This window comes from Pseudogracilibacillus amylolyticus (SeqCode), from assembly GCF_051918545.1.
Taxonomy (GTDB): domain Bacteria; phylum Bacillota; class Bacilli; order Bacillales; family Amphibacillaceae; genus Pseudogracilibacillus.
Genome location: NZ_JBPPZG010000017.1, coordinates 18028 through 32897, shown reverse-complemented (window position 1 = coordinate 32897; position 14870 = coordinate 18028). Strand labels below are relative to the sequence as shown.

Below are 14870 nucleotides of genomic sequence, written 5' to 3'. Positions count from 1 at the left end.
CAGGACGTGTCGGTATTTAGTCGAAGTTCCCCTAATGCAGTGTCATTTTTACCGGACTTTTTGAACATCCTCTATAAAATCATTTACAAACGAGTGTGTCAGGCATTTATTTCACCATTTTTGTCACCATCGTAACTAAATCATTTTTATATGCTTCTACGTCAAATCCTTCTCCATTCATCAGCATACTTTCAGAGATGGCTCCTTGTATCATCATAGAAAGACTTTTTGTATTAAATGCAGAAAACTCCTTTGTCTTTTGTCCATCAAGTAAGATCTCTTGCAAATACGTATACAATGGATCTTCTTCCTCAGTCGATAACTTATAATAAGGAACATTATCCTCTGTACGTGCATTAAAAATAATCTCAATCAGTGCGATATTATTGACGCTATGCGTTCTTTGGTAAGCGATAGAAGCTTCAATAAAAGTTATGAGTTGATCATAGGCAGATTCTTTTTTTGATACTCTTTCTTTAATATAGTCAAAGTGTATTTTCATTAAATAAACTAATGTGTGATTCAATACATCTTCCTTATCTTTAAAATGATAGGAGATTAATCCTGTACTTACCTTAGCCATTTTTGCAATTTTAGCTAGACTTATATTTACATAGCCGATTTCATCAAGTACCTTAATCGTAGCATGTATAATTTGTTTTCGCCTTGCTTCCGCTATAAACGATGGTTGATCCTCCATAGTAATACCTCCGTGTCCTTAGTCTTTTTTTCTTCTCATCTTATTAATAATCCATAAGATCCAAACAATAAAAAGCACCGATAATATAACAACATCAAATTTGCTTGGGTAGTTTTCAATAAATATTTGAATCGGTTCGGGAAGGCTTCCTTGAAAGATAGCATCGATTATCATTCTTATCATCGTCAGAAGAAATACAATAAACTGCAAGAAAAGTAATATGGGCAACAACCCCAAAGTTCCGATAAAGCCTTTCCAAGCCAACTCAGCATTAAAAAAATAAAAAATGACAGAAAGTATGAACACCACACTCATCATCGCAAAGATAATCAAACGAACCCATTGCATTAATTCTAACGATTCTTGATTGTACAGGTATATAACATATGAAAATGCAAGTATAGACAAAATAGCACTTATTAACGGAATTAAACGTTGAAACCAACGGGGCATATTATCAAATTCATCCACTTTATCACTCATATGATCACCTCCATTTTGATTGACCAATCTTTATTTTGATTGATCAATCAAAATTTATCATTTAATGGTTATCGTGTCAAGTTAAGTGAACTTTCATTTAACAATCTTACATTATCAGCAATATCCTCTTACTGCTGCATTAGTCATCGGTTTAAATTGTTACAAGGACAACATTAACTAGGGACGAGATAAAAAAGGGGCTTGCTGCCAGATTTACTCTCTGAATGGATTTGTATGTTCGTGTTTTTTCAGCGCTTAAATCCTTTTAACAAAATACTTCACAGATGTAATTCTTCTTTACTTTAGAATCTACCTAAAACCCCTTCTTCTTCATTAAGAAATCCCATCATTTGGCTTAATACTAATTGTTTCAACTATTTATTATTTTACAAGAGTATAATTGATGTTCTAGGCTAAATACAGTCACTTTACAATTCGATATTAGTAAAAACTAATTTCTTCATAATCAATATCATAAACATATTTCTCAATGGCACCCTTTCTATTCATATCGATACTCCTAATAAATTCAATAAAATGGTTCTGCCATTCGTTCTCATACTTCTTTTCCTCGACATAGAGAGATGATAAATCCGTTGAATCATTCCGTAATTCCTCATAGAATACTATCTTTGTCAAAATAGCTAGTTCTATATCGCCAAAAGTCTTAAAAAGTGCTTTATATTCATCATTCAACAAACAGTCGGTATTCAGCATATCGATATAATCATGAAGGGAATGAAAATTTTTTCGAATCAAGTCAACCTTATCCACTGTCTTTTCACAATTCATGATTTTTTCAATTAATAATCGAAAGCGATGATCACTCATTCTATCGGACGCTTTGAATGTTGTTACAATGGGTTTCGATTTTAATTCCTTTTCCACGATAACCACTGTCCCAAGGCGGTTATGCTCCGCAACACTTTTAACCCTCTGCACTAAGTTTTCTCCACACTGATGCAAATAGTCAATCATCTGCGCATCATTCATATGGAAATGATCGCGTATTCGGTCTACGGCTTTTAAAATAACAGACTGAAGCTGGCTATCTTCCAACTTATTAAACAAATCTTCTAACTGTTTATATTGATTTATAGAGATGTTTATTTGGCTGGCGTGTCCGCCTGATAAAACGGAAAAAACCGCATTATTTAATACCAACTCAAATATATTGAATAGTTCTATTCGATAGTCGAACCCACATATTCTCCCATAGTTAACCAAAATCTGTTGAAGATCATCTTTGTTAAATAAAAGGCAAAATTGGTTTTCCATTTTTAAATGTGTTACATATTGCTTAAGGTAATAAACACCTTGAATGCTCATATCATCGATCGCTAACGGATAATCAATACTTGCCATCGTATTATGTGCATCGAAAATGATACCATATTTCTTTAGAAACACAGGGATTGATTCATCAATCGTTATATTATAAGCTTCTACTGCAACATCCAATTTATTATTGTTGATTTCTTTATAGAGCTGCTTTGTTTCCTCAAAACAATGGCGGATCAAATCTATACCTTGGTCATATACATTTTTTACATTGCCTTTTTTTAACACGTCGATCGCTTTTTCCGGATCGTTAAAATGTAACAGATACGCATCTACAGCATATAAAACAGAAGATAATATACTAACAGCTGTTTCAGACGTTACAGAAGAACTTTCTCCCTGGGTGTACCGTCTAATCAAATTCTCTAATATAGACATCAATTGCCTTTGTATCCCGTATACATCTTCATTATTTAGTAAACCTACTCGTAACCCTTCATTTAAAATGGATATCGTATACTGGTTTTGTAATAGACGAGCTTGATTTATCTTTCCTTGTGTCACTAAAGACTGACCATTGGATCGTTTTTCTGATTTCACTAAAGTTCATCCCCTTTTTGGAAAACTTGGCATTCGCAAAGCTTTTGATAGTGAGTGCCTTAGTTACACTTTCCTATCTTCCAAGCAATGACTTCCTAAATCGGGCATCACTTCTAAACTGTTCCGCAAATTCATCAAGCTTGCTTTTTAAAATTTCCAAAGAACCCCTACAAACATCATCAAAGTAATCCTTCATAATGCCAATCAATGGAGAGTCGCCAAGCTTATCTTCCGTCTCATTTTTCATGTAATAAAATATTTCTTGCAGCTCATATAGAGTGGATACATAATTCTTATCATCGACATAGGGAGAAGCACAAAAAACCTCTGCTAACTCTTTTATTACGTCAACTCCTAATTCCACTCGACCATAGCTATGGAGGACTTGATTTCTAGAAATAATGATATTTTTTATTTCATCCCGAGTTAACACGAGCCCAAATTCTTTTGCTTTTTGGTTTACCTCTACTATTTCATCCGTATATTTTTCCAACATTGAAGAATCTAGAGAATGTAACATTTTGGGTAAAAACATATACACATTTCCTCCTTGATCTTTAAAAATTATTGACTTTTGGTTCAAAAGATGTTATGATTAAATATCAATGATTTTTTTGATATGGGTGTATATTTTACTCTTTTCTTCATCGTTTGTCAATGTCTATTCGTCTTATTAAAAGTCTGAATATTCAAAAATAATAACCTACTTACGCTATCATTCATTTACTTAACTATTTAGAAAACTTGGCTTCTCGTTAAAGAAAACATGCCCCTTCAAAGGGGTATGCCGACGTTAGGCGCAAGGCCTGTTCTTAGTCGGCCTTCCTGGCGAAAGACAGAGGTGATGTTGCACTTACGACGCACAGGACGTGCTAGTACTGGCGTTCCGACAGGACGCCCGAGCTTTTAGCCAGTGAGCAGTAGGAAAGTTTTATGCTTTCTTATCTGCCAAAAAAGTTAGCACACAATTTTATAAGTATCTGTTTTCGTCCTGTGAGAATTCATTCATATCAAAAATCCAAATCTTCCTTGTTGTTAGAAAATCGGCTTTTTTGATTTCAACTTTTTCCTAAAGAATGTTTCCGGCATTTTGTCGTTTTATCGATGATCCCTTCACTATTAGATTATTTTGCTAAAGGAATTGCAGCGTTTTTATCATTATAGACTCTTCTCCTTCCCAGTTAATTCTAGGAATTTATCCTCTAAACTTAATTTATTCTCTTCAATACGCATTACCATAATATGGTTGTCTATCAATAATTTATTGATCTTTGCCACTCCTTTATCTCCAGTATTCTCAAACGTTATTCTGGATGCTTTTTGAATTAACTGGGATAAAAAATGAGAAAGCCTATTTCAGCAGGCAATAGATAGTTTTCAAGATTATTCATCAAATCATTCCTTTAATTAGTTAGTCTAACTAGTTAATGCTTAATTACTAATTTATATTTTGTCAAGCAACTTTTAAGAAATACAAACGTTTTTCACTAAACTGATATACTTCATTCAATAGACAAGTGCTTTTGTCCAAGTGTTTAACCAAGAAAAGTAAAGAAGGCAGCAATGTACTTTAGCTGTCATGATAAAATATTAATAATCTGCCCCTACAAAACAGGTCAATACTTTTTATACTGAGACTATAGAATAGATTAATGGCTGAGTATAAACAAAAAGACTTGGAAGGGGATTATAAAATGCATTATAGTAAGCTCTGGGAATATAAAAATTACCTTTATCTACTTCTTGGAAATACTCTTTTTAACTTAGGATTTATGGTGTATCAAGTAGTCTTCTTCTGGTTGGCTTATGATATGACGAAATCACCGGTTACTGCAGGATGGGTTATTTTAGGAAGTACAGTCCCTTACCTCGTGGCTGGCATATTGGGCGGTGTATATGCTGATAGATGGGATCGTCGAAAAGTAATATTAACGAGTTTATTACTTATCTCGTTCATTGTATTGATTATCCCAATTCTTTGGAAGCTACATTTATTAAAGATATGGCATATATCAATGATCACATTTATAGTGATTAGTATTCGATGTTTCTTTTCACCTGCTATTCGGGCGCTCATTCCACATTCTTTGCCAGAATGCCTATGGGCAAAGGGAAACTCATTGTTTCAAATTATGACACAATTGATGAGAGGAATCGGTCCAGCGATTGGTGGTATACTAATTGCTCAAATTTCTCCCATGTTAATTTTTATTATTTTTTCAATTTTATCAATCATTGCTTTTTTTATATTAATTCCAATAAAATTAAAGAAAAGTAAAAAACTGAATAAAAATACAAATAAAATTATTTTTGATATTCAAGAAGCATTTATATTCATAAAGAAAAAAACCCTTTTAAAGTGGTCGATTTTTCTTTTTAGCTGTTTCTTACTATTTCAAACTGGTATGGAAAAATTGGGCCTTCCAGAAGTTTCGAATCGAATATGGGGGTTAGGAGCACAAGGATTTGGTATTGTTACAGCTTTATTTGGTATCGGTAATATGATAGGCGCTTATTTTCTTGGAAAAATTACCATTAAATCTTTTCTTCCCTATATTTCTTGGGGATGGATTGTCTGGGGAGTTTCTTTCGTTTTAGTAGGAATTTCTCCTTGGTATTTGTTATCTTTTGTATTTGCTCTTATTGCTGGAATTGCTGAGGCATTTAACGACCTTCCAATGGTTTTAATGATTCAAAAAGTTACTCCAGACGATAAATTGGGTAAAGTGTTTAGCATTTGGTCAACAGCTTCTTTTATTGGGGAATCTGGTTCAAGTATACTGGCAGGGGTGGTTATTGCTTCATTAGGATTGTTTTTTGCTTTTATTGCAACAGGATTCATACTTGCTGCTATAGGATTAATACTATTTTTTATAGATTTGTCTCACAAAAGAAAACATCTAGTATGGAACGAACAACACGATTTTCAGTGATGTTAGTTGTATTAGCCAGAAACAATAAGAGGTGATTAGGTGAAAGAATTTTTAATATCGTTAGAAAGAAATGGGGAAAAACCATTATATTTTCAGATATACGAATATTTTAAAACACAAATTATTAATGGTACTTTGAAAGAAAATAGTAAGCTTCCATCAATACGAGTATTGTCCAGCCAGCTAAATCTTAACAAAGTTACGATTGAAACTGCTTATGATCAATTGATGATGGAAGGTTTTATTCGAAGTCAAGCTCGAAGTGGTTTTTATGTAGAGCGTCTCAATATCGATTATTTTAAAAAGAGGAAATTATCATCTGTTAAACCTAAGCCAAAAAAACATCAAATGAAACAATATAAATATGATTTTTGTACGAATCGTGTGGATTCGGAACACTTCCCTTTGGAAACTTGGCGAAAAATCAGCAATGAATGTTTACAATATCACTTTCAGGATGTCTATTTTCAAGGGAATCCACAGGGAGAGCAAGGATTGCGCAAGGAAATCGCAACTTATATTAAGCATTCGCGGGGAGTTTCATGTACTGACAATCAGATCATCATTGGTTGTCATTCCCAATTTTTGATTAGTTTATTATGCGATATCATTGGTCAAAAAGCTATTACTGTTGCTGTTGGAGAGCCAGGATATATGCCAGTGACAAATGTGTTTGAACGGTTAGGATTTAATATTGCTACCGTAAAAATAGGAGTGGATGGACTAAATCAAGAAGAATTAATTCAATCAAAAGCTAAAATGGTTTTTACACAACCTTCACATCAGTTCCCGTTCGGTCATATTATGTCCATTCAAAAACGCATTCAATTATTGGATTGGGCTAATAGAGAGGAAGCTTATATTATTGAAGACGATTATTTAAGTGAATTTCGCTTTTCCGGAAGTTCTGTACCATCATTACAAGGATTAGACGTAAATGAACGTGTTATTTATATTGGAACATTTTATGGTACATTACTTCCTTCGATAGGAATGGGCTTTATGGTTTTGCCAAACCATTTAATAAAAAAGTACTTCGAGTATTTCGATGATATCCAACAAACAACTTCTAGAATTCATCAAAAAACGTTGGAACTTTTTATAAAGGGCGGCTATTGGGAGAGACATATTTTCCGCATGAAAAATCTTTATCGAAAAAAATACGAATTCATGGTTAAAACTATCCAGAATGTATTTCAAGAACGGGTTACTATCATTAATGGATTGGGAGGGTTACATGTAGTAATGAAAGTAAATGGAATTTATCAGGAACAAGAACTTCTTAAAATCGCCAGATCTCACGGGGTTAATTTGATATCGATGTCTGAAACATGTTATTGCAAGGAGATTAAAAAAGAAAACGAAAATACTTTTCTGTTAGGATTCGGCGGTCTTTCCATGACAGAGATAGAACAAGGAATAAATTTACTTTCTAATGCTTGGGAGCTTGAGAGAGTTTGAGTATTAAAGTGTATAAGGCAAAAAATTTAGGGAGGTTTCAGAGTTGCTGAAAATTAAAAAAATGCTAGATTGCACAATAGCCGATGCTGTACATGCTTGGAACGTGGGATTTGAAGGATATCCGGTGAATATGAATACAGTACCTGATAAGTTTCTAGAAAGGATGGTTAATGAAGATTTATCCATATCTTTATCTATTATAGCATTTGACGATAAGCAACCGATAGGGATTGTTTTACATGGGGGAAGAGAAATAAACGGTCAAAAAGTTGCTTGGAATGGTGGAACAGGTATTGCTAGGGAATATAGAGGTAGAGGTGTTGGAAAAAAGTTAATGGATTCAAGTATCTCAATCTTAAAAGAGAACAGTGTGGATATAGCAACACTTGAAGTAATGGACGATAACTTTAAGGCTTATTCCCTGTATAAAAATAAAGGGTACAAAACTGTAGATAATTTAGAATATTTAAAGCTTAATGGCGTATTAGAACAAAATCCTATTGTTAAGACTTATAAAAATTATAATGTTGAAAAAGTTTCGCCACAACAAATAGGCCAAGTACGGTTTTATAAAGCAATGAATCCATGGCAGACACAATGGCAAAGTGCTAAAAACGGTGAAGGAATTCTCGTAAAAGATAGTAGTGGGAATGAAATTGGCTATGCTTACTATCAGAGAGGCTTTGATTTCAAAGGGACTCATCTAAGTACTACTTTGTTTCAGTGTGAAGCAAGACCTGACCTAACAAATGCCGAAGAAGTGATTTATTTTATGCTCAGTCTGATTTTTGGAGATTTTAAAGATAATATTAATCGAATAGTTCCTAATATACCGACTAGAAACAGTGAACCTACCTTTAGGGTTTTAAAAGAGATCGGTTTTAAAACAATAGCTCAACAAGTGTATATGAAAATAGAGTTATAGTTTAGTTGGTCAAATGAAGTATATAAGTCCATTATGCTCAATGTATTTTGTATCATTTTCATCGAATTTATGGAATTAAAGAATAAAAGCCCTATGGATCATAAAAAAAATTGATCTATTAGGCTTTTTTTATACAAAAATCCAGTCGTCAAAGTATATCATCCGAGGTAAGCAGACAACTATCAAGAATATGTTATGATCCAACAAGTAAAAAGAACAAAGTTGTTACAACAGCATTTGTAAGGCCATGAACAATAATAGGTATCCATAAAGTCCCTGAACGTTCATATATATATGCAAAAAACGCCCCCATGACCGTTGCATTTAATACCAGTTCCCATGAAGGAGCATGGTTAATACCAAATAAAAAACCATTTATTAAAATTGCTATTGGAACCCCCAACTTCACTCGGAAATATTTATAGATTACTCCCCGAAAAACAATTTCTTCCACAATTGGGGCAATAATTGCCACCATTACTATCGATAAGAAGAATCCTGTGCTTTGAATAGTATCGGCTTTAGAAGCCTCCCCTGACCATACAAGTGCAGTTAAGCTTAAAAAAGCAGCATTGAGTATTAATCCGATAATACTCCATAATAATAACTTTTTCATATTTTGCTTTGATATCGAACGAAATCCGAAATTTTTCCAAGAAATTTGGTGTTTATAAAGAACGAAAACTCCTACGATGATCAATTGCACTAAATGAATAACAATTGCTCCCATATAACCCGCAATTACTGGGGAAGAAAACAATTTATCAAATATTCTTCCTGCTCCGTTAAATAGTGTTTCAGTACTTAGAATAAGCCAAGCAACAAACACAATACAGGTATCTAAACCGCTCCATTCCCCATAAGTCCGATTATCAGAATTCATTTTATTCACCTCTGTATTAGGAATGTAAATACTATATTCAGATTTTCTACAGATAAACAACGAAGTATCTACAACCTAGCTAAAATGATGAACCAATTATGGATTACCGTCCAGGTCAATATAAAGAGGATAACTAAATCATTTAATTGAAATATTTCCTGATGTTGTCTTTACATGAACATTATCGTTTTCATCCCCAGCTGCTCCTTCAATTCTTTTTTCTTTTTGCACATTAGTTTTATCTAAAGGAATAGTAACCATTTGATTTCCACTTACAGTATTTACTTTCAAGTTGATATCGGGTGAATCATTGTTCAAAGAAATATCAACATTACCACTAACAGTGTTTACTTCAAGGTTACTTTGAAAATTGTCATATTCAATTGTGACATTGCCACTTCCAGTTTTAATATCCAAGTCCGTAGCCTGTAATTTGTCTGAAGAGATGTTGCTCGAACCTCCCTCCAAAATTACTTTCCCCGAAAAATCTTTTGGAATGGCTACTTTAAATTTTTTATTTAAATTAACTCTCGGTCCAAATTGGTACCACCTTTTTTTCACATTTAGAATAATCTCACTCATATCTTGCTTAACGTCAAGCTTATAATTACCATGATATACTTCTAAATTTGTATCTTCTGTACTTGTTAGATGTACATTAACACTACCATTATGTATATAAATTGTATCAACATCATTAAGATCAATTGATTCATTATCTTCTCCATTAGAATTACAACCCGACAGTATAATAAGAAAGACTAACAATATTACAGATGATATGTTTTTCAATTAAACTACCTCCTTTCTAAGAATATTACATTTTTATTAATATATTTGGATATACAACAAGCTTCATCCCGGATAATTTAAACCGTCATTTTTTACTGGAGAGAATGATCTTTATGTTCATAATTAGGCAATGTACTCATTGTCCTGCTCTTTTATTACCTCTTTAATTGATATCACCCACTTTATTAAGACTATATTAAAATTTTACAAGATGACGTCACGTAACTTTCAAGTAATTGCGAAAGCAAAGGGTACAAATGTTCAAAGCCTAATGCGAAAATGTACATCATCACCAAAACGATGAAAAATTCAAGAAAAAGCGTAAGCACATTGTAGCCTATTCATTTTGTTGATACCATTCTTTATCGGTAACATTGTGAAAATAAGGAAAAAGGACTGTTTTGCGAATAGGTATTTGGTGGTCAAAAATAAAAATTAGGCGGAATGAACTGAAGTAACAGATCAATGTAAATTGATAACTATTCCAATTAATACTTAGTTTCACAAATAATACATTTAAAAAATCGGAATCCCCTACTAGGAATTCCGACTTCTATTATTCAATGATATTTAAAGCATTTCATATCTCACGTTAACCTAATCATACAAGACCTAATTTGTTTTAAGTCCCAATACATACGCCGGTCCTTCCGTCACCAAATCGACAACAATATTTGCAATTTCTTCAGGACTATCTCTTTCTTCTGAAGTAATCCACCAGGTGATAACACCTAAAATAGCAGAAACAATTAACTGAATAGTAACATTCGCATGATTTTCGACGCGTACCGCAGAAAACATCTCTCCTATCTGTGGAAGAAATTTCTCATGGACGAGGCTAATGAAATAATCCTTAATAAGCGTCTCACAGTTTGATTGAATCATTATTTGGAAAAAACGTTCATTACTTTCCACACTTTTTAAAATTTCAATAACAATTTTCCGGAAAATATCTGTATACATAACACCTTCTCTAATATGCCTAACTGGTGAGACATGCTTGAGCATAATCTCATCGAGGTTATCTTTCACGCACTTTTCAAGCAATTCATATTTATCATCGTAATGTAAATAGAAGGTAACACGATTTATCATTGCTTCATCAGCTAGTTCTTGGATGGTAATCGCTTGGAAACTCTTTTTTTCCATCATCGTAATAAGCGCTTGATTTAACGATTTTCTAGTTCTCTGTATCCGTAAATCTTGCTTTTCGGTCATGATTTTCACACCTTTACTAAACAAATAGGCTTGTTCTGTTAAATAACTAACAAACTGCTAACTATTGCATATTGAATGTCCCAGCAAGCCTGTGTTATTTTTATTATACAACGTTTTGTAATATAAACAACAACTGTTAATTAACTTGGAGGTGACTGTTATGATAGAAGTCAAGAATGTAAAACAAGTCTTTGGTAAAAAAGTTATTTTTGAAAATGTTACCTTTTCTGTGGGTGAAGGTGAAATTGTCGGCATACTTGGTCCAAGTGGATCTGGAAAAACGACACTAATCAAGGCGTTAATTGGTATGACTCGACCTACTGAAGGTAAAATTTATGTGTTAGGTGTCCAACAACCTTCTCTAAAACCGATGAAACATATTGGATATATGGCACAGTCTGATGCGCTCTATGAAGAGTTGACTGCAGATGCTAATTTAGCTTATTTTGGCAGGCTGTATGGTCTCAAAGGAAAAAGATTGAAGAAACGAATTCAAGAATGTCTATCATTTGTTGACCTTGATAAAGAAACAAAAAAGTCTGTTCAACATTATTCTGGGGGAATGAAACGACGACTAAGTTTGGCAATCAGTCTCATTCATCACCCTAAACTTATCTTTTTAGATGAACCAACTGTCGGCATCGACCCTGCATTAAAGCGTGTTTTTTGGAAAGAGTTTCAATACTTAAAAGAACAAGGGAGAAGTTTTCTAATCTCGACCCATGTGATGGATGAAGCAGAACGGTGTGATCGGATATTAATTGTCTCTGACGGCAAACTCATTGATGCTGGAACACCTAAAAAGTTAAAACAAACATACGGAACCATTGAGGAAGCATTTTTGAAAGCAGGTGAACTGTCATGCAAATCTTAACTGTTGCCATTCGAGTTATCCAGCAAGTAATTAAAGATAAGCGCACACTAGCTTTTTTGCTTTTAGCTCCTGTGTTTGTGCTCGGACTTTTATATGTTATTATGGGCAGCTCCAGTGATGAACCGAATATTGGTGTCATTGACCTTGATGATGCGTTACAGGAAGCAATGGAAGACGAGACGAACGTTACTAGTTATCGTTCGGAAGAGGATGCGCTCCGTGCAATGAAACAACAGGATATCGATGCTTACTTTTTCATGGAAGATGATAAACCATATCTAGAAATTGAAGGTGCCGACATTACTAAAAAATCACCCGTCCTTCAATCTGTTCAAAATGCCTTGCAAACTTTTCAAAAAGAACGCGGAGAAGAATTGCAAAAGGATTTTGCTGCTATGGAAGATGAATTAACATCTTTATTGGAAAGAATTCAGCAACAATCAGGCCAGTCCATGGAGATAGCTTTTCCCGATACGAATTTAGTAATGGAAGAACCTGAAATTAATTATTTATACCTTGATGAGGATGCTGATTTGTTTGATCAAGTCGCACCTGCCCTGATGGGATTTTTCATCTTTTTGTTTGTGTTTCTTATTGCCGGAATTAGTTTCCTTCGCGAACGCACTACCGGTACGTTAGAACGAACACTTGCAACTCCTTTAAAACGTTCTTCCATTGTTTTCGGATATTTTATAGGATTCTTTTTATTTGTTATCATCCAAACGGTAATTATTCAAATCATGATTGTCGATATTTTAGAAGTCGATCGCCTTGGTAGTTACTGGCTGTTACTATTCATGAACATCATCGTCTCCACTGTCGCTTTATCATTAGGCCTGTTGTTATCTACCTTTGCGCGCACAGAATTTCAGTTGTTGCAATTTATTCCAGTTGCAGTTATCCCACAGTTTTTCTTCAGTGGTATTTTTGATTTATCAAATGCCCCTGGTTGGGTAACAGTTATTAGTAAAATTATGCCGCTTTCTTATGCGACGGATGCTCTACAAAACATTATGATCCGCGGCTATGATTTTTACGACATATCAAATGATTTTCTAATCTTGATCGGTTTTACCGTCATTTTCATCTTATTAAATATGCTCGTTTTAAAACGTCAACGAGCTGCTTGAAATGGTTGAAAAACGCCTAACTTTAATTATTAATTCTTGATGTTTAAACAACATGGAAAACACATTCACTTGGCGTATATATCTTTAACTTGGAAAAACGAAGCAACTAAATATATTATTGAAAATCAAATTATAAAATTCTCAATTATACTGCAACTGAAAATAATTTACCCCAAGCATCAATTTACTACTCACTGCCCAAGTATAGGTTTAAAAATAATAATGTAATGAAATTCGAGTAAAGAGCCGAAATCCTTTTAAAAAAAAGGGGCGGCTCTTGTTTTACTACCCCTACACAGATTTATAAAAACCATGCATAACTTTTTTGCAGACCTTAACAATTGAATATGAATAGACTCTTGGATCACAATTAAAATATTTTTTTCTCAGTGGCAATATTTCGTCATTCATTAGTTCTTCCAAATACTCACGTATTGTTTTCCAATACCTTATTTGCTTACAGGGTCAGGACTTTTTTCCTTATATCTATTATAATCACTCGTATTCTTCAACTCTGTTTCACCTATTTGTCATTTATGATTAGGGTATAATTGTTGACAACAAAATCAAGACTTTCTTCATTGACACACCATTTATCTGCAAAACCTTCAACTTATTCGTAGCTAGATGATTGAGTCTTTTATTCATCAAAATAACTTAAGAAAATAAAAAAAGAGCCCAGTATTAACTTGACTCATCTTTCATATTCTTTACCATTATTTTTTTTGCTTTTTCTCAAACCCATTATTGTCAATCATTTGATTTTTTTCTTGATTAAAAAACGATTCTATTCTTTTTTTCTCTTCCGTCATAAGTGGTAATGCAAATTCATAGAACGCTTCAATATCACTTTCACTTGGAAATTCTTTAATTTGTGCTTCATGTAGTATATTGTTATATAAACCTCTGTCTTCCTTCTTAATAATAAGTGGTGGCAGGCTATTCTCTATCAATGAATAATTCATCACCATTCTTCCAGTTCTACCATTCCCATCTGAAAAAGGATGGATTTTCTCAAAAATAATATGTGCTTCTAATATTGCTTTTATTATTTCCTTATCCGTACCAGCATTGTCAATTCTATATGCTAAATTTCCTACTAACTGTTCCATTAATCCTAAAACTTGTTCAGGTGGAGCAGTTGGGAATTCAGCGCCTTTAATATAATTTATTTCCGTTTTAAATTGCCCTTTATCATATTGCAAACGATCTGTTAATTTTTCATGTATATCTTTAATTGCAGGAATAGACAACGGTACTCCATCTTGAATTTGCTCAATTACATATTCAAAAGCTTGCTCATGATTTAAAACTTCAAAATATTCTCTTCTTGTGATTTTTGAATTGTTAGGTAATGTTTGTTCAAGTATAATAGTAGCTGTTTCAGGTAAGGTAATCGTGTTACCCTCAATTGCACTCGAATGATGAGCTAATCTAACTAACACATCTTTTAAATAGTTAGGAGTCATTTTATCACCAATATTATCCATCCCAAATCCCCTTTATAAATATTGACATAATAGCATTATACCAAAAGTAATCAACACATGACGATAAAGAACCTTTTTAATAGTCGATTCATAGATTTTA

13 protein-coding genes are annotated in these 14870 nt (G+C 33.3%); 5 read left to right on the top strand and 8 right to left on the bottom strand.

Annotation, left to right across the window (positions count from 1 at the left end; translation table 11 throughout):
* Window positions 1-106: 106 nt before the first annotated feature.
* The 4 genes from ACPYKA_RS03680 to ACPYKA_RS03665 all read right to left on the bottom strand — a co-directional run bounded on the left by ACPYKA_RS03680 (window position 107) and on the right by ACPYKA_RS03665 (window position 3599).
* Window positions 107-700 (bottom strand): TetR/AcrR family transcriptional regulator, encoded by a 594-nt coding sequence (locus tag ACPYKA_RS03680; protein WP_479541055.1) that lies wholly within the window; start codon window positions 698-700, stop codon window positions 107-109.
* Window positions 701-718: 18 nt separating this feature from the next.
* Window positions 719-1183 carry a hypothetical protein gene (locus ACPYKA_RS03675; protein WP_479541054.1) on the bottom strand — a complete coding sequence of 155 codons (465 nt, stop codon included), beginning with the start codon at window positions 1181-1183 and terminating at the stop codon, window positions 719-721.
* A 441-nt stretch (window positions 1184-1624) separates the two neighbouring features.
* Window positions 1625-3064, bottom strand: a complete 1440-nt coding sequence (locus ACPYKA_RS03670) for a DUF6179 domain-containing protein (protein ID WP_479541053.1) — start codon at window positions 3062-3064, stop codon at window positions 1625-1627.
* A gap of 73 nt (window positions 3065-3137) precedes the next feature.
* Window positions 3138-3599 (bottom strand): DUF6323 family protein, encoded by a 462-nt coding sequence (locus ACPYKA_RS03665; RefSeq protein ID WP_479541052.1) that lies wholly within the window; start codon window positions 3597-3599, stop codon window positions 3138-3140.
* Between the two features lie 1159 nt (window positions 3600-4758).
* Here ACPYKA_RS03665 and ACPYKA_RS03660 point away from each other — a divergent pair.
* From ACPYKA_RS03660 to ACPYKA_RS03650, 3 genes are read left to right on the top strand one after another with little or no spacing between them, the layout of a single operon-like run.
* Complete coding sequence (locus tag ACPYKA_RS03660; protein ID WP_479541051.1) at window positions 4759-5997, top strand: MFS transporter; 1239 nt, start codon at window positions 4759-4761, stop codon at window positions 5995-5997.
* Window positions 5998-6036: 39 nt separating this feature from the next.
* Window positions 6037-7458: a MocR-like pyridoxine biosynthesis transcription factor PdxR gene (pdxR, locus tag ACPYKA_RS03655; protein WP_479541050.1), complete on the top strand. Its 1422-nt coding sequence runs from the start codon at window positions 6037-6039 to the stop codon at window positions 7456-7458.
* Window positions 7459-7501: 43 nt separating this feature from the next.
* Window positions 7502-8383 (top strand): GNAT family N-acetyltransferase, encoded by an 882-nt coding sequence (locus ACPYKA_RS03650; RefSeq protein WP_479541049.1) that lies wholly within the window; start codon window positions 7502-7504, stop codon window positions 8381-8383.
* A gap of 193 nt (window positions 8384-8576) precedes the next feature.
* Here the strand turns inward: ACPYKA_RS03650 and ACPYKA_RS03645 are convergent, their stop codons facing one another.
* The 3 genes from ACPYKA_RS03645 to ACPYKA_RS03635 form a co-directional block, all read right to left on the bottom strand.
* On the bottom strand, window positions 8577-9266 hold the full coding sequence (locus tag ACPYKA_RS03645; protein ID WP_479541048.1) for a lysostaphin resistance A-like protein: 690 nt from the start codon (window positions 9264-9266) through the stop codon (window positions 8577-8579).
* Window positions 9267-9404: 138 nt separating this feature from the next.
* Entirely contained in the window at window positions 9405-10058 is a 654-nt protein-coding gene (locus ACPYKA_RS03640; protein ID WP_479541047.1) for a DUF4097 family beta strand repeat-containing protein, read from the bottom strand.
* Window positions 10059-10670: 612 nt separating this feature from the next.
* Entirely contained in the window at window positions 10671-11276 is a 606-nt protein-coding gene (locus tag ACPYKA_RS03635) for a TetR/AcrR family transcriptional regulator (protein ID WP_479541046.1), read from the bottom strand.
* A gap of 160 nt (window positions 11277-11436) precedes the next feature.
* On the opposite strand from ACPYKA_RS03635, the gene ACPYKA_RS03630 reads away from it, so the two are divergent.
* Together ACPYKA_RS03630 and ACPYKA_RS03625 are read left to right on the top strand one after the other, a co-directional pair.
* Window positions 11437-12150: an ABC transporter ATP-binding protein gene (locus tag ACPYKA_RS03630; RefSeq protein WP_479541045.1), complete on the top strand. Its 714-nt coding sequence runs from the start codon at window positions 11437-11439 to the stop codon at window positions 12148-12150.
* On the top strand, window positions 12138-13280 hold the full coding sequence (locus tag ACPYKA_RS03625) for an ABC transporter permease (protein ID WP_479541044.1): 1143 nt from the start codon (window positions 12138-12140) through the stop codon (window positions 13278-13280). The genes ACPYKA_RS03630 and ACPYKA_RS03625 overlap by 13 nt, the downstream gene beginning before the upstream one ends.
* A gap of 716 nt (window positions 13281-13996) precedes the next feature.
* Here ACPYKA_RS03625 and ACPYKA_RS03620 read toward each other — a convergent pair.
* A complete protein-coding gene (locus ACPYKA_RS03620; RefSeq protein ID WP_479541043.1) occupies window positions 13997-14770 on the bottom strand; it encodes a Fic family protein in 774 nt (257 codons plus the stop codon).
* Between the last annotated feature and the right edge of the window lie 100 nt (window positions 14771-14870).

Coding starts and splice junctions, on each gene's coding strand:
- ACPYKA_RS03635 (WP_479541046.1), bottom strand. CDS start 11,276: ATGACCGAAAAGCAAGATTTACGGATACAGAGAACTAGAAAATCGTTA.
- ACPYKA_RS03620 (WP_479541043.1), bottom strand. CDS start 14,770: ATGGATAATATTGGTGATAAAATGACTCCTAACTATTTAAAAGATGTG.
- ACPYKA_RS03630 (WP_479541045.1), top strand. CDS start 11,437: ATGATAGAAGTCAAGAATGTAAAACAAGTCTTTGGTAAAAAAGTTATT.
- ACPYKA_RS03665 (WP_479541052.1), bottom strand. CDS start 3,599: ATGTTTTTACCCAAAATGTTACATTCTCTAGATTCTTCAATGTTGGAA.
- ACPYKA_RS03645 (WP_479541048.1), bottom strand. CDS start 9,266: ATGAATTCTGATAATCGGACTTATGGGGAATGGAGCGGTTTAGATACC.
- ACPYKA_RS03660 (WP_479541051.1), top strand. CDS start 4,759: ATGCATTATAGTAAGCTCTGGGAATATAAAAATTACCTTTATCTACTT.
- ACPYKA_RS03675 (WP_479541054.1), bottom strand. CDS start 1,183: ATGAGTGATAAAGTGGATGAATTTGATAATATGCCCCGTTGGTTTCAA.
- ACPYKA_RS03680 (WP_479541055.1), bottom strand. CDS start 700: ATGGAGGATCAACCATCGTTTATAGCGGAAGCAAGGCGAAAACAAATT.
- ACPYKA_RS03625 (WP_479541044.1), top strand. CDS start 12,138: ATGCAAATCTTAACTGTTGCCATTCGAGTTATCCAGCAAGTAATTAAA.